The organism is Streptomyces sp. NPDC096176 (assembly GCF_044763255.1).
Taxonomy (GTDB): domain Bacteria; phylum Actinomycetota; class Actinomycetes; order Streptomycetales; family Streptomycetaceae; genus Streptomyces.
This window is the reverse complement of sequence record NZ_JBIWFV010000012.1, coordinates 104,395-126,268: the sequence shown is the minus strand read 5'-3', so window position 1 is coordinate 126,268 and position 21,874 is coordinate 104,395. Positions and strand designations below refer to the sequence as shown.

Annotated in this window: 21 protein-coding genes; 20 read left to right on the top strand and 1 reads right to left on the bottom strand. The window is 70.5% G+C overall.

Translation table 11 applies throughout. The features are described 5' to 3' along the window. Nucleotides 1–9 precede the first annotated feature (9 nt). The 12 genes from ruvX to nusB all read left to right on the top strand — a co-directional run bounded on the left by ruvX (nucleotide 10) and on the right by nusB (nucleotide 10,790). Nucleotides 10–474 (top strand): Holliday junction resolvase RuvX, encoded by a 465-nt coding sequence (gene ruvX / locus ACIQ7Q_RS28410; RefSeq protein ID WP_403868317.1) that lies wholly within the window; start codon nucleotides 10–12, stop codon nucleotides 472–474. 102 nt (nucleotides 475–576) lie between these two features. Further along, nucleotides 577–2,325: an endolytic transglycosylase MltG gene (gene mltG / locus ACIQ7Q_RS28405; protein WP_403868032.1), complete on the top strand. Its 1,749-nt coding sequence runs from the start codon at nucleotides 577–579 to the stop codon at nucleotides 2,323–2,325. Next, on the top strand, nucleotides 2,325–3,155 hold the full coding sequence (locus tag ACIQ7Q_RS28400) for a shikimate dehydrogenase (protein ID WP_403868029.1): 831 nt from the start codon (nucleotides 2,325–2,327) through the stop codon (nucleotides 3,153–3,155). Before mltG ends, ACIQ7Q_RS28400 begins: the two co-directional genes overlap by 1 nt. Before the next feature lie 176 nt (nucleotides 3,156–3,331). After that, the gene (locus ACIQ7Q_RS28395) at nucleotides 3,332–3,541 is read left to right on the top strand and encodes a hypothetical protein (RefSeq protein WP_403868026.1); all 210 of its coding nucleotides are present in this window, start codon (nucleotides 3,332–3,334) and stop codon (nucleotides 3,539–3,541) included. A 139-nt stretch (nucleotides 3,542–3,680) separates the two neighbouring features. After that, the gene (gene aroC / locus ACIQ7Q_RS28390; RefSeq protein WP_403868023.1) at nucleotides 3,681–4,865 is read left to right on the top strand and encodes a chorismate synthase; all 1,185 of its coding nucleotides are present in this window, start codon (nucleotides 3,681–3,683) and stop codon (nucleotides 4,863–4,865) included. Then, on the top strand, nucleotides 4,862–5,377 hold the full coding sequence (locus ACIQ7Q_RS28385) for a shikimate kinase (RefSeq protein WP_403868020.1): 516 nt from the start codon (nucleotides 4,862–4,864) through the stop codon (nucleotides 5,375–5,377). The genes aroC and ACIQ7Q_RS28385 overlap by 4 nt, the downstream gene beginning before the upstream one ends. Next, nucleotides 5,374–6,468 (top strand): 3-dehydroquinate synthase, encoded by a 1,095-nt coding sequence (gene aroB / locus ACIQ7Q_RS28380; protein ID WP_403868017.1) that lies wholly within the window; start codon nucleotides 5,374–5,376, stop codon nucleotides 6,466–6,468. The genes ACIQ7Q_RS28385 and aroB overlap by 4 nt, the downstream gene beginning before the upstream one ends. Continuing rightward, nucleotides 6,465–6,905, top strand: coding sequence for a type II 3-dehydroquinate dehydratase (locus ACIQ7Q_RS28375; protein ID WP_356636188.1), 441 nt, complete (start codon nucleotides 6,465–6,467; stop codon nucleotides 6,903–6,905). Before aroB ends, ACIQ7Q_RS28375 begins: the two co-directional genes overlap by 4 nt. A 167-nt stretch (nucleotides 6,906–7,072) precedes the next feature. Continuing rightward, nucleotides 7,073–7,945 carry a Pro-rich N-terminal domain-containing protein gene (locus tag ACIQ7Q_RS28370; RefSeq protein ID WP_403868014.1) on the top strand — a complete coding sequence of 291 codons (873 nt, stop codon included), beginning with the start codon at nucleotides 7,073–7,075 and terminating at the stop codon, nucleotides 7,943–7,945. 687 nt (nucleotides 7,946–8,632) lie between these two features. Next, the gene (locus tag ACIQ7Q_RS28365) at nucleotides 8,633–9,742 is read left to right on the top strand and encodes an aminopeptidase P family protein (RefSeq protein WP_403868011.1); all 1,110 of its coding nucleotides are present in this window, start codon (nucleotides 8,633–8,635) and stop codon (nucleotides 9,740–9,742) included. Nucleotides 9,743–9,792: 50 nt separating this feature from the next. Continuing rightward, nucleotides 9,793–10,359 (top strand): elongation factor P, encoded by a 567-nt coding sequence (gene efp / locus ACIQ7Q_RS28360; RefSeq protein ID WP_356636194.1) that lies wholly within the window; start codon nucleotides 9,793–9,795, stop codon nucleotides 10,357–10,359. Between the two features lie 2 nt (nucleotides 10,360–10,361). Continuing rightward, nucleotides 10,362–10,790 (top strand): transcription antitermination factor NusB, encoded by a 429-nt coding sequence (nusB, locus tag ACIQ7Q_RS28355; protein WP_356636196.1) that lies wholly within the window; start codon nucleotides 10,362–10,364, stop codon nucleotides 10,788–10,790. Nucleotides 10,791–11,021: 231 nt separating this feature from the next. Here nusB and bldD read toward each other — a convergent pair whose 3' ends face one another. Then, nucleotides 11,022–11,522 carry a transcriptional regulator BldD gene (bldD, locus tag ACIQ7Q_RS28350; protein WP_005319862.1) on the bottom strand — a complete coding sequence of 167 codons (501 nt, stop codon included), beginning with the start codon at nucleotides 11,520–11,522 and terminating at the stop codon, nucleotides 11,022–11,024. Between the two features lie 231 nt (nucleotides 11,523–11,753). On the opposite strand from bldD, the gene pyrR reads away from it, so the two are divergent. From pyrR to pyrF, 8 genes are all read left to right on the top strand, one after another. Beyond that, nucleotides 11,754–12,332, top strand: a complete 579-nt coding sequence (gene pyrR / locus ACIQ7Q_RS28345; RefSeq protein ID WP_356634711.1) for a bifunctional pyr operon transcriptional regulator/uracil phosphoribosyltransferase PyrR — start codon at nucleotides 11,754–11,756, stop codon at nucleotides 12,330–12,332. A gap of 91 nt (nucleotides 12,333–12,423) precedes the next feature. Next, on the top strand, nucleotides 12,424–13,404 hold the full coding sequence (locus ACIQ7Q_RS28340) for an aspartate carbamoyltransferase catalytic subunit (RefSeq protein WP_403868006.1): 981 nt from the start codon (nucleotides 12,424–12,426) through the stop codon (nucleotides 13,402–13,404). A gap of 5 nt (nucleotides 13,405–13,409) precedes the next feature. Beyond that, the gene (locus ACIQ7Q_RS28335) at nucleotides 13,410–14,696 is read left to right on the top strand and encodes a dihydroorotase (protein WP_403868003.1); all 1,287 of its coding nucleotides are present in this window, start codon (nucleotides 13,410–13,412) and stop codon (nucleotides 14,694–14,696) included. Then, the gene (locus tag ACIQ7Q_RS28330) at nucleotides 14,693–15,259 is read left to right on the top strand and encodes a hypothetical protein (RefSeq protein ID WP_403868000.1); all 567 of its coding nucleotides are present in this window, start codon (nucleotides 14,693–14,695) and stop codon (nucleotides 15,257–15,259) included. The genes ACIQ7Q_RS28335 and ACIQ7Q_RS28330 overlap by 4 nt, the downstream gene beginning before the upstream one ends. Then, nucleotides 15,256–16,392: a glutamine-hydrolyzing carbamoyl-phosphate synthase small subunit gene (gene carA, locus ACIQ7Q_RS28325; RefSeq protein ID WP_403867997.1), complete on the top strand. Its 1,137-nt coding sequence runs from the start codon at nucleotides 15,256–15,258 to the stop codon at nucleotides 16,390–16,392. Before ACIQ7Q_RS28330 ends, carA begins: the two co-directional genes overlap by 4 nt. Further along, nucleotides 16,385–19,693 (top strand): carbamoyl-phosphate synthase large subunit, encoded by a 3,309-nt coding sequence (gene carB, locus ACIQ7Q_RS28320; RefSeq protein WP_403867994.1) that lies wholly within the window; start codon nucleotides 16,385–16,387, stop codon nucleotides 19,691–19,693. Before carA ends, carB begins: the two co-directional genes overlap by 8 nt. 58 nt (nucleotides 19,694–19,751) lie before the next feature. Then, a complete protein-coding gene (locus tag ACIQ7Q_RS28315; RefSeq protein WP_403867992.1) occupies nucleotides 19,752–20,861 on the top strand; it encodes a quinone-dependent dihydroorotate dehydrogenase in 1,110 nt (369 codons plus the stop codon). Then, the gene (gene pyrF / locus ACIQ7Q_RS28310) at nucleotides 20,861–21,700 is read left to right on the top strand and encodes an orotidine-5'-phosphate decarboxylase (RefSeq protein WP_403868314.1); all 840 of its coding nucleotides are present in this window, start codon (nucleotides 20,861–20,863) and stop codon (nucleotides 21,698–21,700) included. Before ACIQ7Q_RS28315 ends, pyrF begins: the two co-directional genes overlap by 1 nt. Nucleotides 21,701–21,874 lie beyond the last annotated feature (174 nt).

The following is a 21,874-nucleotide window of genomic DNA, read 5'->3' as shown; positions in this document are numbered from 1 at the left end:
ACGACCGCCATGCGCAGGGGCCGCCGTCTCGCGATCGACGTCGGTGACGCCCGGATCGGGGTCGCCTCGTGCGACCCCGACGGGCTCCTCGCGACGCCGGTGGAGACCGTGCCGGGACGCGACGTCCCGGCCGCCCACCGACGGCTGCGGCAACTCGTCGAGGAGTACGAGCCGATCGAGGTCGTGGTCGGCCTGCCCCGCTCACTGAGCGGTCGGGAAGGGCCGGCGGCCAAGAAGATCCGGAGCTTCGCCCAGGTGCTCGCTCAGGGCATCAAGCCGATCCCGGTCCGGCTGGTCGACGAGAGGATGACCACAGTCACAGCCACGCAGGGCCTGCGCGCTTCGGGCGTGAAGTCCAAAAAGGGCCGGTCCGTCATCGACCAGGCTGCCGCTGTGGTGATCCTCCAGAACGCTCTGGAGTCCGAACGGGCGTCCGGGGCTCCGCCAGGCGAGGGCGTCGAAACGATTGTCTGATCGCGATACGGTAACGTTCCGCGCGATGCGGCGGTGTTCGAACAGCCGCCGCACAGAAATGAGGCGGATCGCTCCGCGCCGTCTCGCGGCCCTAGGGGATCGATGACTGAGTATGGCCGGGGCCCCGGCTCCGAACCGTGGCATCCCGAGGACCCGTTGTACGGGGACCAGGGATGGGAAGGTCGGCAGGCCGCGCCTGGTCACGATCCCTACGCGGAGCAGGCGCAGCAGCACTACCCGCAGGGCGGTCAGCAGTACCAGGACCCGTACCAGCAGCAGTCGCAGCAGTACGGCGGCCCGCACGACGCGTACCAGGATCCGTACCAGCAGTCCGGTCAGCAGGATCCGTACCAGCAGTCCGGTCAGCAGTATGGGCACCAGCAGTCTGGTCAGCAGCAGCAGTACCAGGACCCGCACCAGCAGCAGCATCAGCATCAGTACGACGCCGGCTGGGACACGGGCCGGCAGTCGGCCGTGCCGTACGGCGAGGACCCGTCCACCACGTACGGCGGTGAGCCCGGCGGTTACGCCGGCCGGCAGGAGGCCGACCACTACGGCACTCCCGAGGCCTACCCGCCGCAGCAGCCCCCGAGCCGCCGCCCCGAGCCGGAGCCCGTCACCGACTGGGACGCGGAGGCGGCGCAGGAGGAGACCCACCCCTTCTTCACCGGCGACGACGGCCGCGGCGACGGCCGTGACGACGACGGCCGTGACGACGAACCACGCGAGCGGCGCAGCGGCGGTCGCGACCGCCGTGGCAAGGGCAAGAAGAAGAGCCGCAACGGCCTGGCCTGCCTCGTCGTCGCGGCGGTCCTCGCCGGGGGGCTCGGCGCCGTCGGCTACTTCGGATACCAGTTCTGGCAGGGCCAGTTCGGCGATGCTCCGGACTTCGAGGGCACGGGCATCGCCACGACCGTCGAGGTGACGATTCCCAAGGGCGCCACCGGGAACGAGATCGGCGCCATCCTCAAGGAGAAGGGCGTCGTCAAGAGCATTGACGCGTTCGTTTCCGCCCAGACCGAGAACCCGAAGGGTGTCGCGATCCAGGAGGGCGTCTACCTCCTGAAGAAGGAGCAGTCGGCGAAGAGCGCGGTCGAGTCGATGCTCGACCCGGCCAGCCACAACAACCTGGTCGTGGCCGAGGGCAGGCGCAACGCCGTCGTCTACAAGCAGATCGACGAGCGGCTGAAGCTCAAGGCCGGCACGACCGAGAAGGCCGCCGAGGCGAACGCGGACGGCCTCGGTCTGCCCGACTGGGCCAAGAACCACAAGGACGTCAAAGACCCCCTGGAAGGCTTCCTCTTCCCGGCCGCCTATCCCGTGTCCAAGGGCGAGAAGCCCGAGGAGATACTCAAGAAGATGGTGGCCCGCGCGAACCAGGAGTACACGAAGGCCGGTCTGGAGTCGAAGGCCAAGGGCCTCGGCCTCAAGAGCCCCTGGGAACTGCTCACCATCGCGAGTCTGGTCCAGGTCGAGGGCAAGACGGACGACGACTTCCGCAAGATGTCCGAGGTCGTCTACAACCGTCTCAAGCCGAGCAACACCGAGACGAACCAGAAGCTCCAGTTCGACTCCGCGTTCAACTACCTCATGGGTCAGAGCAAGATCGACATCTCTGAGGACGAGATCAACAGCAACCAGGACCCGTACAACACGTACACGCAGAGGGGCCTGACGCCCGGCCCCATCAGCAATCCGGGCAACGTGGCCCTGGAGGCCGCAACCAACCCGACGGACGAAGGCTGGCTCTACTTCGTGGCGACCGACGGCATGGCGAAGACCGAGTTCGCCAAGACGCTCGCCGAGCACCAGAAGCTGGTGGACAAGTTCAACGCCTCGAGGGGCAATTGATGCCCCCTGCCCGCCGCCGCGCGGCAGTGCTGGGCTCGCCCATCGAGCACTCCCTCTCGCCGGTCCTGCACCGCGCCGCCTACGCCGAACTCGGCCTCGACGACTGGTCCTACGACCGTTTCGAGGTCGACGAGGCGGCCCTGCCCGGGTTCGTGGCCGGGCTCGACGCCTCCTGGGCCGGGCTGTCGCTGACCATGCCGCTCAAGCGGGCGATCATCCCGCTGCTCGACGGGATCAGCGACACCGCGGCGTCCGTGGAGGCAGTCAACACGGTGGTCTTCACCGAGGACGGGCGCCGCGTCGGTGACAACACCGACATCCCCGGCATGGTCTCCGCGCTGCGTGAGCGCGGCGTGGACACGGTGGACTCCGCCGCGGTCCTGGGCGCCGGTGCGACCGCGTCCTCCGCGCTCGCCGCGCTCTCCCAGTTGTGCTCCGGCCCGGTCACCGCTTACGTCCGCAGCGCTGCCCGCGCGGACGAGATGCGGGGCTGGGGCGACCGGCTCGGCGTCGACGTCCGGATCGCGGACTGGGCGGAGGCCGACGAGGCCCTGCACGCGCCGCTGGTCGTCGCCACCACCCCGGCGGGAACCACGGACGCGCTGGCGGCCGAGGTGCCCGAGGCGCCCGGCACGCTCTTCGACGTCCTTTACGAGCCGTGGCCCACCGCCCTCGCCGCCGCGTGGGCCGGCAGGAACGGAACGGTGGTCGGCGGTCTCGATCTTCTGGTCCACCAGGCGGTGCTCCAGGTCGAGCAGATGACAGGCCGTTCCCCCGCCCCCTTGGGGGCGATGCGCATTGCCGGTGAACGCGCGCTCGAAGCCCGCTGACAGCTGCGTTTTCGATCAGGGGCACGTCAACAGCACAGGGGGATCTCGGCAGGGAAACCGGTCAGCCGCAGGCGTCGATCGCCAAGCACATCTTCGACGGCGTCGTCGCGTTCCTCCCCGAGTGGCTGCAGATCCTGCTGCTGTGCCTCGTCCTCCTGCTCGTCGTGATCGGCTGGGTGTCGTCGATCAGGAGGAAGATCGCCCGGCGCCGCGCGGCCGGCAACCCCAACCGGGTCGTCGTGCCGCAGGGCAGCCAGGGCAGCGGCGCCGATCATCTCGGCCAGTACGCCCCGGCCCGGTCAGGTGCCGCACACCCCGCACAGCCGCCCAGCGGCGCCGACTTCCTTGGCGCCTACGCTCCCCAGCAGCGCCGCGAAGCCGACTGACCTCTGTCCCACGGGCCGTCCGCCTGCTGGACCGGCGACCGAGTGGCCGCCCCGGACGTGGGAGGATCGGAGTAGGCGGGCCAGGGCCGCGCACCCGGTCGCGCCGTTGCAGTTCGAGGCGCGAGCATGAGGAGCACCGTTGAGCAGGTTGCGTTGGCTGACCGCGGGCGAGTCGCACGGACCCGCACTGGTGGCGACGCTGGAGGGTCTTCCCGCCGGTGTGCCGATCACCACCGACATGGTGGCGGACCACCTCGCCAGGCGGCGCCTCGGCTATGGGCGCGGTGCCCGGATGAAGTTCGAGCGCGACGAGGTCACCTTCATCGGCGGCGTGCGCCACGGGCTGACCATGGGCTCGCCGGTGGCGGTCATGGTCGGGAACACCGAATGGCCGAAGTGGGACAAGGTCATGTCGGCCGACCCCGTGGACCCCGACGAGCTCGCGCAGCTCGCCCGTAACGCGCCCCTGACCCGGCCCCGGCCCGGTCACGCGGACCTCGCCGGTATGCAGAAGTACGCGCTGGAGGAGGCGCGGCCGATCCTGGAGCGCGCCAGCGCCCGGGAGACGGCGGCCCGGGTCGCCCTGGGCGCGGTGGCCCGCTCGTACCTGAAGGAGACGACGGGCATCGAGATCGTCTCCCACGTGGTCGAGCTGGCGGCGGCGAAGGCTCCCTACGGAGTGGTCCCCGTTCCCGCCGACGAGGAGCGCCTCGACGCCGATCCCGTCCGCTGCCTCGACGCCGACGCGAGCAAGGCGATGGTCGCCGAGATCGACCAGGCCCACAAGGACGGCGACACCCTCGGCGGCGTCGTCGAGGTCCTCGCGTACGGCGTGCCGGTCGGCCTCGGCTCGCACGTCCACTGGGACCGCAGGCTCGACGCCCGGCTCGCCGCCGCGCTGATGGGCATCCAGGCCATCAAGGGCGTCGAGGTCGGTGACGGCTTCGACCTGGCCCGTGTGCCCGGCTCCAAGGCGCACGACGAGATCGTGCGCACCGAGGAGGGCGTCCGCCGCACCTCGGGCCGCTCCGGCGGCACGGAGGGCGGCATGTCGACCGGCGAGCTGCTGCGCGTGCGCGCGGCGATGAAGCCGATCGCGACCGTGCCGCGTGCCCTGAAGACCATCGACGTCGAGACCGGCGAGCCCGCCGCCGCCCACCACCAGCGTTCCGACGTGTGCGCCGTGCCCGCCGCGGGAATCGTGGCGGAGGCCATGGTGGCGCTGGTCCTCGCCGACGCGGTCGCGGAGAAGTTCGGCGGCGACAGCGTCACCGAGACCCGCCGCAACGTCCGTTCGTACCTCGACAACCTCCACATCCGGTGAGCGCCCCGCAGATCGTCCTCGTCGGCCCCATGGGCTCCGGCAAGTCCACGGTCGGCGAGCTCCTCGCCGGACAGCTGGGCGTGGCCTTCCGGGACACCGACGCGGACATCGTCGCCGCCGAGGGGCGCGAGATCGCCGACATCTTCATCGAGGACGGCGAGCCGGCCTTCCGCGTGCTCGAACGTGCCGCCGTCCGCACCGCGCTCGCCGAGCACACGGGCGTGCTCGCACTGGGCGGCGGTGCCATCCTCGACGAGGGGACACGCGAGTTGCTCACCGGCCTGCCCGTCGCCTACCTCTCGATGGACGTGGAGGAGGCGGTGAAGCGCGTCGGCCTGGGCGCGGCCCGCCCGCTCCTGGCGGTCAACCCGCGCCGCCAGTGGCGGGAGCTGATGGACGCCCGCCGCCCGCTGTACACCGAGGTGGCCCGCGTCGTCGTGGCCACCGACGACCGCACCCCCCAAGAGGTCGCGCAGGCGGTCCTCGACGCACTGGAGCTGAAGGACGTATGACTGACCAGGCAGTGACCCGTATCCAGGTCGGCGGCACGGCGGGCACGGACCCGTACGAGGTACTGGTCGGCCGGCAGCTGCTGGGCGAGCTGCCGGGCCTGATCGGCGCCATCACCCAGCGGGTGGCCGTCATCCACCCCGAGGCGCTCGCGGAGACCGGTGAGGCGCTGCGCGCCGACCTCGCGGACCAGGGCTACGAAGCCGTCGCGATCCAGGTGCCCAACGCCGAGGAGGCCAAGACCGCCGAGGTCGCGGCCTACTGCTGGAAGGCACTCGGCCAGACCGGCTTCACCCGCACCGACGTGATCGTCGGCGTCGGTGGCGGCTCCACGACCGACCTCGCCGGCTTCGTCGCTGCGACCTGGCTGCGCGGCGTCCGCTGGATCGCCGTCCCGACGACCGTGCTCGGCATGGTCGACGCGGCCGTGGGCGGCAAGACCGGCATCAACACCGCGGAGGGCAAGAACCTCGTCGGCGCCTTCCACCCGCCTGCCGGTGTGCTGTGCGACCTCGCCGCCCTGGACTCGCTGCCGGTCAACGACTACGTGAGCGGCATGGCCGAGATCATCAAGGCCGGATTCATCGCCGACCCGGTCATTCTCGACCTGGTGGAGTCCGACCCGCAGGGCGCCCGTACGCCCGCCGGACCGCACACCGCCGAGCTGATCGTGCGCTCCATCCAGGTCAAGGCCGACGTCGTCTCCAGCGATCTCAAGGAATCGGGCCTCCGCGAGATCCTGAACTACGGGCACACCCTCGCCCACGCCATCGAGAAGAACGAGCGCTACAAGTGGCGGCACGGCGCGGCCGTCTCGGTCGGCATGGTCTTCGCCGCCGAACTCGGCCGTCTCGCCGGGCGGTTGGACGACGCCACCGCCGACCGGCACCGCAGCGTCCTCGAGTCCGTCGGACTGCCGCTGACCTACCGGGGCGACCAGTGGCCCAAGCTGCTGGAGACCATGAAGGTCGACAAGAAGTCCCGCGGCAATGTGCTGCGCTTCATCGTCCTCGACGGCCTCGGCAAGCCGAATGTGCTGGAGGGTCCCGACCCGGCGGTGCTCCTCGCCGCATACGGGGAGGTCTCCGCGTGACCCGCCGGGTCTTCGTCCTCAACGGGCCGAACCTCGGCCGCCTCGGCTCCCGCGAGCCGGACGTCTACGGGGCGACCTCCTACGCGGGCCTGGTGGAGACCTGCCGGACGCTGGGCAAGGAGCTCGGCTTCGACGTGGACGTGCGGGAGACGAACGACGAGGGCGAGATGATCCGCTGGCTGCACGAGGCGGCGGACGGATCGATCCCGGTCGTGCTCAACCCCGGTGCCTTCACGCACTACTCGTACGGGATGCGCGACGCCGCCGCGCAGCGCACCGCGCCCCTCATCGAAGTGCACATCTCCAACCCGTACGCCCGCGAGACCTTCCGCCACACATCCGTCGTCGCGGCGGTCGCCAGCGGCACGGTCGCCGGATTCGGCATCGGCTCCTACCGGCTTGCGCTGCGCGCGCTGTCTGACGAACTGGGCGGCTGACGAGCCCCGGCCGCCCGGCGGGCACTTCGAACCGTTCCCGGCCGTTGTCGTTCCGGCGGCCGGGAACGGCCGCACATCCGAAGGGCATCGGGAGGGTACCGTTCGGTAGCACGGCGGCCATCGGCCGTCTGAACAAGCGTCAGTCGTACGAGACGGAGTGGCACCGGATGCAGCACGCAGTGGGGGCTCCGCTGCCGCCGCCCCACGGACCGGGGCAGGGACCGGCCGGATGGATACACAGCGCCCAGCACCCTGGGCCGGTCCCGGGACCGCCACCGCCGCCGTCCCCGCCGGCGGCGTCTCCGGCCGGGCCTGCGCCGCACGGGCAGCCGACCGCGGCGCCCGGCTGGACCGGCAACGCGCCGCAGGGCGCGGCACCGCCGCCCGCGCCGCCCACTCGTGAGTCCACAGGCCACATCCAGCTCCCGCCCGGCGGACCGGTCCCCATACCGGCCCCGCCCCAGACGGACAACGGCACGGGCGGGGCCATGCTCGCCGTGCTGCTGATCGGCCCCGCCGGAGCCGGCAAGACCACCGTCGCGCGCCACTGGGCCAAGCACCGCCGGGTGCCCACGGCGCACATCAGCCTGGACGACGTCCGCGAGTGGGTGTGCTCCGGCTTCGCCGACCCCCAGTCGGGCTGGAACGACAACTCCGAGGCGCAGTACCGCCTGGCCCGCCGCACCTGCGGCTTCGCCGCCCGCAACTTCCTGGCGAACGGGATCTCCTGCATCCTCGACGACGCGGTCTTCCCCGACCGTCCCGTCGTCGGCCTCGGTGGCTGGAAACGCCACGTCGGCCCGGGCCTGCTTCCCGTGGTGCTTCTGCCCGGCCTCGAGATCGTCCTCGAGCGCAACGCGGAGCGCAGCGGGAACCGACGCCTGTCGGACGAGGAGGTCGCGGGGATCCACGGCCGGATGGCCGGGTGGTACGGGTCGGGTCTGCCGATCATCGACAACTCGAAGTACGACGTCGAGACGACGGCGCGGGTGTTGGACGACGTCCTGGCGCGAGCGATCACGAGCCCGCCGAGCTGGTAGGCGGGGTCGCGGCCCTGCGGGGCAGTTCCCCTGCCTCCCCCTACGGCCTGGTGCCATAGGGACGCACACTTCCCGACACCGGGGCAGGCCTCGGACCCCGACCGCTCCGCGCCGTGTCCTCAACCTCCCCCTACGGCTTGGCGGCCGTGGGGGACCGACCCCACTTCCCGATACCGGGGCAGGCCCCGGACGCCGTACCGCGCTCCGCGCGGTGTCCTCAATCTCCCCTACAGCCTGGCGGCCGTGGGAGATGCCCCCAGACGGACTGAAGTTGCCTGGCAACTGCAGCCCCGGAGCGGGGCAACTCAAGCCCTGTCGGCGTTTGGGTCGGGGATTCGGGGCCGAGCTCTGACGAGGGGCCGAGTTCCCGCTCTGCCGGCGGAGGGCAACTCCAGCCTCGCCGGCGTTTGGGGCGGGTGGTTCGGGGGGCCGGGCCCTGGCGAGTGGGCCGAGTTCCCGCTCTGCCGGGGGGAGGGCAGCTTCGGCCCCGCCGGCGTTTGGGGAGGGGAGCGCAACTCCAGCCTCGCCGGCGTTTGAGGCGCAGGGTTCGGGGCAGCGCCCCGACGGCCGAGGCCAGTTCCAAGCCCCGCCGGCGATTGAGGCGCGGGGGCCCCGGGGGTGGAGCCCCCGAAGTCCCGTCGGCCGCGTCACCAGGCCCGCAGGGCTCCGCGCTCGTACGCTCGGAGAATGTCTGAGGTGTATGGGATCCGCCGGGCCCGGCTGCGCGACCGCTTCGCGGCGACCGGCAGCGCGGCGGCCCTGATCTCCCGGCCCGCCAATGTCCGCTACCTCGCCGGCGGCGCACCGCCGGGCGCAGTGCTGCTGCTGGGCCAGGGGGAGGACGTACTGCTCTGCCCCCGGGTGCCGTTCGGCGGCGACACCGCCGACGGGCGGCCCGACGAGTACCTGCGCCTCGCGGTGCTGCCGACGTCGGCAGGGGATGCGGCCGTCGCGGCCGCCGAGATGGCGCGCACCGACGGAGTGGAGTCGCTGGCGGTCGAGGAGCACCATCTGACGGTCGCCAGGCACCGAGCGATCGGCTCCGTGGCGCCACGGCTCCGCCTCGCGGACCTGGGGCTCACTGTCGAGCAGCAGCGGATCGTCAAGGACGAGGACGAGATCGCCTGTCTGCGTATCGCCGCCGAGATCACCGACCAGGCGCTCGGCGAGCTGCTGGAGTCCATCCTGGTGGGCCGCACCGAGCGGCATCTCGCGCTCGAGCTCGAGCGCCGCCTGGTGGACCACGGCGCCGACGGTCCCGCGTTCGCGACCTCCGTCGCCACCGGCCCCAATGCGGGCCGTGCCGGTCACCGTCCGGGTGACCGGAGGGTGGAGGAGGGCGACTTCCTCTCCGTCTGCCTCGGCGCGAACTACCGCGGGTACCGCTGCGAGATCGGCCGTACGTTCGTGATCGGCACCAGCCCGGCGGACTGGCAGATCGAGCTCTACGATCTCGTCTTCGCCGCTCAGCGGGCCGGACGAGAGGCCCTGGTCCCCGGTGCGGCCTACCGCGACGTGGACCACGCGGCCCGGCAGATCCTGGACGCGGCGGGCCATGGGGAGGACCTCGCACCCCGCACGGGGCACGGTGTAGGACTGGAAATCGACGAGGACCCGCAGCTCGCCCCTGCGGCCATGGGTAAACTGGACGCTTGTGTGCCGGTCACCGTCGAACCGGGGGTCCACCTCCCGGGCCGGGGCGGGGTCCGGATCGATGACACGCTCGTCGTGCGCCAGGAGGCGGACGGCGGACCCGAGCTACTCACCATCACGACCAAGGAGCTGCTCGCGCTGTAGCGCGGACGCCCAGGTCGTCCACCAGCGTCAGTCCAGGAGATTCCGCAACCGTGGCTTCCACGAACGACCTCAAGAACGGCATGGTGCTCAAGCTCGACGGAGGCCAGCTCTGGTCCGTCGTCGAGTTCCAGCACGTCAAGCCCGGCAAGGGCCCGGCCTTTGTGCGCACCAAGCTCAAGAACGTGCTCTCCGGCAAGGTCGTCGACAAGACCTTCAACGCAGGCGTGAAGGTCGACACGGCCACCGTCGACCGCCGCGACATGCAGTTCTCGTACATGGACGGCGAGTACTTCGTCTTCATGGACATGCAGACGTACGACCAGCTGATGGTCGACCGCAAGGCGGTCGGTGACGCCGCGAACTTCCTGATCGAGGGCTTCACCGCCAGCGTCGCGCAGCACGAGGGCGAGGTGCTCTACGTCGAGCTGCCTGCCGCAGTCGAGCTGACCATCCAGCACACCGAGCCCGGTGTGCAGGGCGACCGCTCCACCGGTGGGTCCAAGCCCGCCACCCTGGAGACCGGCTACGAGATCCAGGTCCCGCTCTTCATCACCACGGGCGAGAAGATCAAGGTCGACACCCGTTCCGGCGACTACCTCGGCCGGGTGAACAGCTAACCGTGGCCGCCCGTAACAAGGCCCGCAAGCGTGCCTTCCAGATCCTCTTCGAGGCCGACCAGCGCGGGGCGTCCGTGCAGACGGTCCTCGCGGACTGGGTCCGGCATGCACGTACCGACGAGCGGCAGCCGCCGGTCGCCGAGTACACGATGGACCTCGTCGAGGGGTACGCGGAGCACGCGGACCGCATCGACGACCTCATCGCCACCTACGCCGTCGGTTGGACGATCGACCGCATGCCGGTCGTCGACAGGAACATCATCCGCCTCGGCGCGTACGAACTCGTCTGGAAGGACGAGACCCCCGACGCGGTGGTGATCGACGAGGCGGTGCAGCTCGCCAAGGAGTTCTCCACCGACGAGTCCCCGGCGTTCGTGAACGGCCTGCTCGGCCGTTTCAAGGACCTCAAGCCGAGCCTGCGCCGCGACTGACGTCGCGGTCCGGCCGGTTTCACCAGGCCCGGGGCAGAAGACGAGAGGTCTTCTGCCCCGGGCCTGGTGTTGTGCCGGGTTCCGCGTCCGGCGCCGCCGGTGGCCGCGGAGCCGCTCCGCCATTCGGGTGATCGCAGCCATCGGGACGCTCCGGCAGGCGGAATGCCGGAGGGCGGGACCGGTCCTGACCGGTCCCGCCCTCCGGCGTGACGTTTCTTCGGAAAGGGAGCGTCAGCTCTCCTCGTGTGCGACGGCGCGGCGGGCGTCCGCGTCCAGCACGCCCCAGCTGATGAGCTGCTCGGTCAGGACCGACGGCGACTGGTCGTAGATCACGGCCAGCGTGCGCAGGTCGTCCTGGCGGATCGACAGCACCTTGCCGTTGTAGTCGCCGCGCTGCGACTGGATCGTCGCCGCGTAGCGCTGCAGGGGGCCGGCCTTCTCCTGGGGGACGTGCGCCAGGCGCTCCAGGTCCAGGACGAGCTTCGGCGGCGGCTCGGCGGCCCCGCCCGGCGTCGTGCCCGGAAGCAGCTCCTGCACCGGAACCCCGTAGAAGTCCGCCAGTTCGGCCAGACGCTGCACGGTCACGGCACGGTCGCCGCGCTCGTACGAGCCGACCACGACGGCCTTCCAGCGGCCCTGGGACTTCTCCTCCACGCCGTGGAGGGAAAGCCCCTGCTGGGTGCGGATGGCGCGGAGCTTGGCCCCGAGCTGCTTTGCGTATTCGCTGGACATATAGCTCCCCGGACGCTGTGACAACGTGCGGCTCGGCCGCGCGACTGGTAACTCACTGTGAGGTTACGCAGCGTTACTTGGCTGAGTCAAGCCGAACGGTCCGGACCGGTTTCGGCCAGGGACCGGTGCCCCTGGACTCAGTGCATCCATCAAGCCCTGGTAACGTTGACGGCGCAATTCCGACGTCCTTTAAGGTCCGTCCCGTGAGGCGGAGAAGGAGGTCCGTTTCCTATGGACACCCAGAGCACTTCCGATGCCGCCAGGCCCGTTCTCGAGGGCCCCGACATCGCGCGGGTACTGACCCGCATCGCCCACGAGATCGTCGAGCGCGCCAAGGGCGCCGACGACGTGGTGCTTCTCGGCATTCCGACCCGCGGTGTGTATCTGGCCCGCCGGCTCGCCGACAAGCTCGAAGGCATTACCGGCCGAAAGATGCCGGTCGGCTCCCTCGACATCACGATGTACCGCGACGATCTGCGGCTGAAGCCGGCGCGTGCGCTCGCCCGCACGGAGATCCCCGGCGACGGCATCGACGGTCGCCTCGTCGTCCTCGTCGACGACGTGCTCTTCTCGGGCCGCACGATCCGCGCGGCCCTCGACGCCCTCGGCGACCTCGGCCGCCCCCGGGCCGTGCAGCTCGCGGTCCTCGTCGACCGCGGCCACCGCGAGCTCCCCATCCGCGCCGACTACGTCGGCAAGAACCTGCCCACGTCGCTGCGCGAGACGGTCAAGGTCCAGCTCGCGGAGGAGGACGGTCGCGACACCGTGCTGCTCGGCGTCAGGGAGACCGCCCCGGTCGGCGAGCGATAGCGCACCCGTACGTCCCACCCCTGCGTACGGCGTGCCCTGCTGCGCGCCCGCATGTCGTGAAAACCTCCACAGATCTGGAGAAAACCCCCAGATGATGCGTCACCTCATCTCGGCCGCCGACCTCACCCGCGACGAAGCCGTCCTCATCCTCGACACCGCGGAGGAGATGGCCCGGGTCGCCGACCGCCCGATCAAGAAGCTTCCGGCTCTGCGCGGCCGCACCGTCTGCAACCTCTTCTTCGAGGACTCCACCCGCACCCGGATCTCGTTCGAGGCCGCGGAGAAGCGACTTTCGGCCGATGTCATCAACTTCGCCGCCAAGGGTTCAAGCGTCTCCAAGGGCGAGTCCCTGAAAGACACCGCCCAGACGCTGGAGGCGATGGGCGTCGACGCGGTCGTCATCCGGCACGGAGCCTCCGGAGCCCCCTACCGCCTCGCCAACTCCGGCTGGATCGACGCCCCCGTCATCAACGCCGGGGACGGCACCCACCAGCACCCCACCCAGGCCCTGCTGGACGCCTTCACCATGCGCCGCCGACTCGTCGGCAGGGACGCAGGTCTCGGCAAGGACCTGGCCGGCAAGCGCATCACCATCGTGGGCGACGTGCTGCACAGCCGGGTCGCCCGGTCCAACGTCGACCTGCTGCACACCCTCGGCGCCGAGGTCACCCTCGTCGCACCGCCGACCCTGGTGCCGGTGGGCGTCGGAACCTGGCCCTGCGAGGTGTCGTACGACCTGGACTCGACGCTGACCAAGTCCGACGCCGTGATGATGCTGCGCGTCCAGCGCGAGCGGATGAACGCCGCGTTCTTCCCGACCGAGCGGGAGTACTCCCGGCGCTACGGCCTGGACGGCGACCGGATGGCCCGCATGCCCGAGCACGCGATCGTGATGCACCCCGGCCCCATGGTCCGCGGCATGGAGATCACCGCAGAGGTCGCCGACTCCGACCGCTGCACGGTCATCGAGCAGGTCGCCAACGGTGTGTCGATCCGCATGGCCGTGCTCTACCTGCTGCTCGGCGGCAACGAATCCGACGCCCCCACCACCACCCGTACCGAGGAGAAGTAAGATCCATGAGCAAGATCCTGATCCGTGGTGCGAAGGTGCTCGGCGGCGAGGCCCAGGACGTCCTGATCGACGGCACGACCATCGAGGCGGTCGGTACCGGTCTGTCCGACGAGGGGGCCCAGGTGATCGAGGCCGAGGGGCAGATCCTGCTGCCCGGCCTTGTCGACCTGCACACCCATCTGCGCGAGCCCGGCCGTGAGGACTCCGAGACCGTACTCACCGGCACCCGCGCGGCCGCGAGCGGCGGCTACACGGCCGTCTTCGCCATGGCCAACACCTTCCCCGTCGCCGACACCGCCGGCGTCGTCGAGCAGGTCTACCGGCTCGGCAAGGAGTCCGGCTACTGCGACGTGCAGCCCATCGGCGCCGTCACCGTCGGCCTCGAGGGCAAGAAGCTCGCCGAACTCGGCGCGATGCACGAGTCCGCGGCCGGTGTCACCGTCTTCTCCGACGACGGCAAGTGCGTCGACGACGCGGTGATGATGCGCCGCGCCCTGGAGTACGTGAAGGCCTTCGGCGGCGTCGTCGCCCAGCACGCCCAAGAGCCGCGCCTCACCGAGGGCGCCCAGATGAACGAGGGCGTGGTCTCCGCCGAGCTCGGGCTCGGCGGCTGGCCGGCCGTGGCCGAGGAGTCGATCATCGCCCGGGATGTGCTCCTCGCCGAGCACGTCGGCTCCCGCGTGCACATCTGCCACCTGTCGACTGCCGGGTCCGTCGAGATCGTCCGCTGGGCCAAGTCCCGCGGCATCGACGTCACCGCCGAGGTCACCCCGCACCACCTGCTGCTGACCGACGAGCTGGTCCGCAGCTACAACCCGGTCTACAAGGTCAACCCGCCGCTGCGTACCGAGCGCGACGTGATGGCGCTGCGCGAGGCGCTCGCCGACGGCACGATCGACATCGTCGCCACCGACCACGCCCCGCACCCGCACGAGGACAAGGACTGCGAGTGGGCCGCGGCCGCCATGGGCATGGTCGGGCTGGAGACCGCCCTGTCCGTCGTCCAGCGGACGATGGTCGAGACCGGACTGCTCGACTGGGCGGGCGTCGCCGACCGGATGTCCGTCAAGCCCGCGCAGATCGGCCGGGCGCAGGGACACGGGCGACCCGTCTCGGCTGGTGAGCCCGCCAACCTCACCCTGGTCGATCCGGCATACCGTGGTCAGGTGGACCCCGCGGGCTTCGCCTCCCGCAGCCGCAACACCCCCTACGAGGGCCGTGAGCTGCCGGGACGCGTCACCCACACCTTCCTGCGGGGCCGGGCGACGCTCGTGGACGGGAAGCTGGCGTGACACCTGCACTCATCAACATGGCCGCGGAACCGAAGTCGGCGGAGGTGACCGACTGGGCCGCCCGTATCGGCTGGGTCGTCGGCCTGCTGCTCTTCGTCGCCTTCGTCTACTGGCTGATGCGCCAGGGCTGGAAGTGGCGCGGCTCTCTCCAGTCGGACCTGCCCGAGCTGCCCACCGCGCCGACCGGGCCCGGTACCGCGAAACTGAGGTTGACCGGCCGCTACCACGGCTCCACGACAGCCGGGCAGTGGCTCGACCGGATCGTCGCACACGGCCTGGGCGTCCGGTCCCGCGCCGAGCTCACGCTCACCGATGCGGGACTCGTCGTCGTACGGCCCGGTGCGCAGGACTTCTTCGTTCCGGCCGAAGCGCTGCGCGGGGCCCGGCTCGACAAGGGCATCGCGGGGAAGGTGCTCGCGGAGGGCGGCCTGCTGATCGTCACCTGGGCGCACGGAGACCGGCTGATCGACTCCGGCTTCCGCTCCGACCACGCGGCCGAGCAGAGCACCTGGGTCGACACCCTGACCAACATGATCAACACGACGGAAGGCACCGCACGATGACGACCTCCACCCGGGGAGCCGCCAAAGCTCCCGCCGTACTCGTCCTGGAGGACGGCCGCATCTTCCGCGGCCGTGCCTACGGGGCTGTGGGGGAAACCTTCGGCGAGGCGGTGTTCAACACCGGCATGACCGGCTACCAGGAGACCCTCACCGACCCCTCCTACCACCGTCAGGTCGTCGTGATGACCGCCCCGCACGTGGGCAACACCGGCGTCAACGACGAGGACGACGAGTCGAAGCGGATCTGGGTTGCCGGCTACGTCGTGCGCGACCCCGCCCGCATCCCGTCCAACTGGCGCTCCCGCCGCACCCTCGACGACGAGCTGGCCGCCCAGGGGATCGTCGGCATCAGCGGCATCGACACCCGTGCCCTCACCCGCCACCTGCGCGAGCGGGGCGCGATGCGCGTCGGCATCTTCTCCGGCGAGGCGCTGGCCGACGAGGCGACACTGCTCGCCCGGGTGCTCGAGGCGCCCGAGATGAAGGGCGCCGACCTCTCCGCCGAGGTCGCCACCGCCGAGGCCTACGTCGTCCCGGCCATCGGCGAGAAGAAGTTCACCGTCGCCGCGCTCGACCTCGGCATCAAGGGCATGACCCCGCACCGCATGGCGGAGCGCGGCATAGAGGTCCACGTCCTGCCCGCCACCGCCACCGCAGAGGAGGTGTACGCCACGAACCCGGACGGCGTCTTCCTCTCCAACGGCCCCGGTGACCCCGCCACCGCCGACCTGACCGTCATCAAGTCGGTGCTCGAGCGTCGGACGCCGCTGTTCGGCATCTGCTTCGGCAACCAGCTGCTCGGCCGCGCGCTCGGCTTCGGCACGTACAAGCTGAAGTACGGCCACCGCGGCATCAACCAGCCCGTGCAGGACCGCACGACGGGCAAGGTCGAGGTCACCGCGCACAACCACGGGTTCGCTGTCGAAGCCCCCCTCGACAAAGTGTCCGACACCCCCTACGGCCGCGCAGAGGTCTCCCACGTCTGCCTCAACGACAACGTGGTGGAGGGCCTCCAGCTGCTCGACCAGCCGGCCTTCAGCGTCCAGTACCACCCCGAAGCAGCCGCGGGCCCGCACGATGCCGCGTACCTCTTCGACCGCTTCGTATCCCTGATGGAGGCCGAGCGTGCCTAAGCGCACCGATATCCAGTCCGTCCTGGTCATCGGCTCCGGCCCGATCGTCATCGGCCAGGCCGCAGAGTTCGACTACTCCGGCACCCAGGCCTGCCGCGTCCTCAAGTCCGAGGGTCTGCGCGTCATCCTGGTCAACTCCAACCCGGCCACGATCATGACCGACCCCGAGATCGCCGACGCCACCTACGTCGAGCCGATCACCCCCGAGTTCGTCGAGAAGATCATCGCCAAGGAGCGCCCCGACGCGCTGCTGCCCACCCTCGGCGGGCAGACCGCGCTCAACACCGCCATCTCGATGCACGAGCAGGGTGTGCTGGAGAAGTACGGTGTCGAGCTGATCGGCGCCAACGTCGAGGCGATCAACAAGGGCGAGGACCGCGACCTGTTCAAGGGCGTCGTCGAGGCCGTCAACGCCAAGATCGGCCACGGCGAGTCCGCCCGCTCGGTCATCTGCCACTCGATGGACGACGTCCTCAAGGGCGTCGACACCCTCGGCGGCTACCCGGTTGTCGTCCGCCCCTCCTTCACCATGGGCGGCGCCGGCTCCGGCTTCGCCCACGACGAGGAGGAGCTGCGCCGTATCGCCGGCCAGGGCCTCACGCTCTCCCCGACCACCGAGGTGCTCCTCGAGGAGTCCATCCTCGGCTGGAAGGAGTACGAGCTGGAGCTGATGCGCGACAAGAACGACAATGTCGTGGTCGTCTGCTCCATCGAGAACTTCGACCCGATGGGCGTCCACACCGGCGACTCGATCACCGTCGCCCCCGCGATGACCCTGACCGACCGCGAGTACCAGCGGCTGCGCGACATCGGCATCGCCATCATCCGCGAGGTCGGCGTCGACACCGGCGGCTGCAACATCCAGTTCGCGATCGACCCGCAGGACGGCCGGATCATCGTCATCGAGATGAACCCGCGTGTGTCGAGGTCCTCGGCGCTGGCCTCCAAGGCCACCGGCTTCCCGATCGCGAAGATCGCCGCGAAGCTGGCCGTCGGCTACACACTCGACGAGATCCCGAACGACATCACCGAGAAGACCCCGGCGTCCTTCGAGCCCACCCTCGACTACGTCGTGGTGAAGGCCCCCCGGTTCGCCTTCGAGAAGTTCCCGTCCGCCGACGCCACGCTCACCACCACGATGAAGTCGGTCGGCGAGGCCATGGCCATCGGGCGGAACTTCACCGAGGCGCTGCAGAAGGCCCTGCGTTCGCTGGAGAAGAAGGGCAGCCAGTTCTCCTTCACCGGCGAGACCGGCGACAAGGACGAGCTGCTGCGCGAGGCGGTCCGCCCCACCGACGGCCGGATCAACACCGTCATGCAGGCCATCCGGGCGGGCGCGAGCCCCGAGGAGGTCTTCGAGGCCACCAAGATCGACCCGTGGTTCGTCGACCAGCTCTTCCTGATCAAGGAGCACGCGGACGAGCTCGCCGCCGCCGAGAAGCTCGAGCCCGGGCTGCTCGCCGACGCCAAGCGCCACGGCTTCTCCGACGCCCAGATCGCCGAGATCCGCGGCCTGCGCGAGGATGTCGTGCGCGAGGTCCGGCACGCGCTGGGCATCCGCCCGGTCTACAAGACGGTCGACACCTGCGCCGCCGAGTTCGCCGCGAAGACCCCGTACTTCTACTCGTCCTACGACGAGGAGTCCGAGGTCGCGCCGCGCACCAAGCCCGCCGTGATCATCCTCGGCTCCGGTCCGAACCGCATCGGCCAGGGCATCGAGTTCGACTACTCGTGCGTCCATGCCTCCTTCGCGCTCAGCGACGCGGGCTACGAGACCGTGATGGTCAACTGCAACCCCGAGACCGTCTCGACCGACTACGACACCTCCGACCGCCTGTACTTCGAGCCGCTGACGCTCGAGGACGTGCTCGAGATCGTCCACGCCGAGTCGCTCGCCGGCCCCATCGCCGGTGTCGTCGTCCAGCTCGGCGGCCAGACCCCGCTGGGTCTCGCCCAGGCGCTCAAGAACAACGGCGTCCCGGTCGTCGGCACTCCGCCGGAGGCCATTCACGCAGCCGAGGACCGCGGCGCCTTCGGCCAGGTGCTCGCCGAGGCCGGTCTGCCCGCTCCCAAGCACGGGACCGCCACCACCTTCGCGGGCGCCAAAGCCATCGCCGACGAGATCGGCTACCCGGTCCTGGTCCGGCCGTCGTACGTGCTCGGCGGCCGGGGCATGGAGATCGTCTACGACGAGACGCGCCTCGAGGCCTACATCGCCGAGTCCACCGAGATCTCGCCGACCCGCCCCGTCCTCGTCGACCGCTTCCTCGACGACGCCATCGAGATCGACGTCGACGCGCTCTACGACGGCACCGAGCTCTACCTCGGCGGCGTGATGGAGCACATCGAGGAGGCCGGCATCCACTCCGGCGACTCGGCCTGCGCCCTGCCCCCGATCACCCTCGGCGGCTTCGACATCAAGCGCCTGCGTGCCTCCACCGAGGCGATCGCGAAGGGCGTCGGGGTCCGCGGCCTGATCAACATCCAGTTCGCGATGGCCGGCGACATCCTCTACGTCCTCGAGGCCAACCCGCGCGCCTCCCGGACCGTCCCCTTCACCTCGAAGGCGACCGCGGTCCCGCTCGCCAAGGCCGCCGCGCGCATCTCGCTCGGCGCGACCATCGCCGAGCTGCGCGAGGAGGGCATGCTGCCCAAGAACGGCGACGGCGGCACGCTCCCCATGGATGCGCCGATCTCCGTCAAGGAGGCCGTCATGCCGTGGAGCCGATTCCGCGACGTGCACGGCCGCGGCGTGGACACCGTCCTCGGTCCGGAGATGCGCTCCACCGGCGAGGTCATGGGCATCGACTCCGTCTTCGGCACGGCGTACGCCAAGTCGCAGGCCGGGGCGTACGGCCCGCTGCCCACCAAGGGCCGCGCGTTCGTCTCCGTCGCGAACCGCGACAAGCGCTCGATGATCTTCCCGGCGCGTGAGCTGGTCGCCCACGGCTTCGAGCTGATGGCCACCTCCGGCACCGCCGAGGTCCTCAAGCGCAACGGCCTCAACGCCACCGTCGTGCGCAAGCAGTCGGAGGGCGAGGGCCCGAACGGCGAGAAGACCATCGTCCAGCTGATCCACGACGGCGAGGTCGACCTCATCGTCAACACCCCCTACGGCACCGGCGGCCGTCTCGACGGCTACGACATCCGCACCGCGGCCGTCGCGCGCGGCGTCCCGTGCCTGACGACGGTCCAGGCGCTCGCCGCCGCCGTCCAGGGCATCGACGCGCTCAATCGCGGTGACGTCGGCGTCCGTTCGCTGCAGGAACACGCGGAACACCTGACCGCGACCCGCGACTAGCAACCACGAGGGGGGCACCGGAAACGGTGTCCCCCTCCTCATGAGGACACCACTTCCCATGTACAAGTTCTTCTTCGACCTCGTCTTCAAGCGGATGGACCCCGAGCAGGCCCACTACCTGGCCTTCCGGTGGATCCGCCTCGCGGTCCGCGTCCCCGTCCTGCGCACTTTCGTCGCCGCCGTGCTCGCGCCCCGCCGCAAGGAGCTGCGCACCGAGGCGCTCGGGCTGCGGATGCACGGCCCGTTCGGCCTCGCGGCCGGCTTCGACAAGAACGCCGTCGCCATCGACGGCATGGCGATGCTGGGCTTCGACCACATCGAGATCGGCACCGTCACCGCCCAGCCGCAGCCCGGCAACCCCAAGAAGCGTCTCTTCCGGCTGGTCGCCGACCGCGCGCTGATCAACCGCATGGGCTTCAACAACGAGGGCTCGGCGGCGGTCGCCGCCCGGCTCGCGGCCCGCCGCGAGATCTTCCGTACGGTCGTCGGCGTCAACATCGGCAAGACCAAGGTCGTCCCGGAGGAGGAGGCGGTCGGCGACTACGTCACCTCCACCGAGCGTCTGGCCGCCCACGCCGACTACCTTGTCGTCAACGTCAGCTCGCCCAACACACCCGGTCTGCGCAATCTCCAGGCCACCGAGTCCCTGCGCCCGCTGCTCACCGCCGTACGCGAGGCCGCCGACCGCGCGGTCACCGACCGGCGCGTGCCGCTGCTCGTCAAGATCGCGCCCGACCTCGCGGACGAGGACGTCGACGCCGTAGCCGACCTCGCCCTCGAACTGGGCCTGGACGGCATCATCGCGACCAACACCACCATCGCCCGCGAAAGCCTTGGCCTGAAGTCCTCGCCCGAGCTGGTCAAGGAAACCGGCGGCCTCTCAGGTGCGCCCGTCAAGGCGCGCTCGCTGGAGGTACTGCGGCGGCTGTACGCACGCGTCGGCGACCGCATCGCCCTCGTCGGGGTCGGCGGCATCGAGAACGCGGAGGACGCCTGGCAGCGGATCCTCGCCGGTGCCACCCTCGTCCAGGGCTACAGCGCCTTCATCTACGAGGGCCCGTTCTATGCCCGCGCCATCCACAAGGGCCTCGCCGCACGCCTCGCCGCGAGCCCGTACAGCACCCTCGGCGAAGCCGTCGGCGCCGAGACGCGAAAGGTCACCGCATGATCATTCAGGAAACCTTCGGTGCGCGACTCCGCAATGCCATGGACACCCGTGGCCCGCTCTGCGTCGGCATCGACCCGCATGCCTCGCTGCTCACCGCCTGGGGCCTGAACGACGACGTCAACGGCCTGGAGCGGTTCACCAGGACCACGGTGGAGGCACTCGCCGACCGGGTCGCCGTCCTCAAACCGCAGTCCGCGTTCTTCGAGCGCTTCGGCTCGCGCGGCATCGCCGTACTGGAGAAGGCCGTGGAGGAGGCCAGGGCGGCGGGCGCGCTGGTCCTGATGGACGCCAAGCGCGGCGACATCGGCTCGACGATGGGCGCGTACGCGGAGACGTACCTCCGCAAGGACTCCCCGCTCTTCTCCGACGCGGTCACTGTCTCCCCGTACCTCGGCTTCGGCTCCCTGCGCCCCGCGCTGGACCAGGCCGTGCTGAGCGGCTGCGGGGTCTTCGTCCTGGCCCTCACCTCCAACCCGGAGGGCGCTCAGGTGCAGCGGGCCACCGCGGCCGACGGCACGTCGCTGGCCCAGGTGATGCTCGACCACATGGCCGCGGAGAACGCCGGCGCGCAGCCCCTCGGCTCGGTCGGCGCCGTGGTCGGCGCCACCCTCGGCGACGCCGGAGTCGACCTCGACATCAACGGCCCCCTCCTGGCGCCCGGCATCGGTGTCCAGGGCGCGACCCCGGCCGACCTTCCCGGCGTGTTCGGCGCGGCCGTGCGCAACGTCGTTCCGAGCGTGAGCCGAGGCGTCCTCAGCCACGGCCCGGACGTCGCGGGACTGCGCGCGGCGGCGGAGCGTTTCGCCTCCGAAGTGCGCGCGGCGGTCGGCTCGGCGTAGTCCTTGACAGTTTCTTCACGCAAAACCCGGTCATTATGTCCGAAATGTCCTGGTCGGCCGATGCTGACCAGGACTTTTCGTCTGTTCTCGCTGACTGGAGCGGTCATGGCCGCTAGTCTCCGTCGAAGAGCGAACGTGCAGGGCAGACCCACTGCGTTGCGCATTGCTCGCCTG

Bases quoted from the DNA above. Each gene is read 5' to 3' on its own strand.
- ruvX (WP_403868317.1), top strand. From the start codon at position 10: ATGCGCAGGGGCCGCCGTCTCGCGATCGACGTCGGTGACGCCCGGATC.
- mltG (WP_403868032.1), top strand. From the start codon at position 577: ATGACTGAGTATGGCCGGGGCCCCGGCTCCGAACCGTGGCATCCCGAG.
- ACIQ7Q_RS28400 (WP_403868029.1), top strand. From the start codon at position 2,325: ATGCCCCCTGCCCGCCGCCGCGCGGCAGTGCTGGGCTCGCCCATCGAG.
- aroB (WP_403868017.1), top strand. From the start codon at position 5,374: ATGACTGACCAGGCAGTGACCCGTATCCAGGTCGGCGGCACGGCGGGC.
- ACIQ7Q_RS28370 (WP_403868014.1), top strand. From the start codon at position 7,073: ATGCAGCACGCAGTGGGGGCTCCGCTGCCGCCGCCCCACGGACCGGGG.
- ACIQ7Q_RS28365 (WP_403868011.1), top strand. From the start codon at position 8,633: ATGTCTGAGGTGTATGGGATCCGCCGGGCCCGGCTGCGCGACCGCTTC.
- bldD (WP_005319862.1), bottom strand. From the start codon at position 11,522: ATGTCCAGCGAATACGCAAAGCAGCTCGGGGCCAAGCTCCGCGCCATC.
- pyrR (WP_356634711.1), top strand. From the start codon at position 11,754: ATGGACACCCAGAGCACTTCCGATGCCGCCAGGCCCGTTCTCGAGGGC.
- ACIQ7Q_RS28340 (WP_403868006.1), top strand. From the start codon at position 12,424: ATGATGCGTCACCTCATCTCGGCCGCCGACCTCACCCGCGACGAAGCC.
- ACIQ7Q_RS28335 (WP_403868003.1), top strand. From the start codon at position 13,410: ATGAGCAAGATCCTGATCCGTGGTGCGAAGGTGCTCGGCGGCGAGGCC.
- carA (WP_403867997.1), top strand. From the start codon at position 15,256: ATGACGACCTCCACCCGGGGAGCCGCCAAAGCTCCCGCCGTACTCGTC.
- ACIQ7Q_RS28315 (WP_403867992.1), top strand. From the start codon at position 19,752: ATGTACAAGTTCTTCTTCGACCTCGTCTTCAAGCGGATGGACCCCGAG.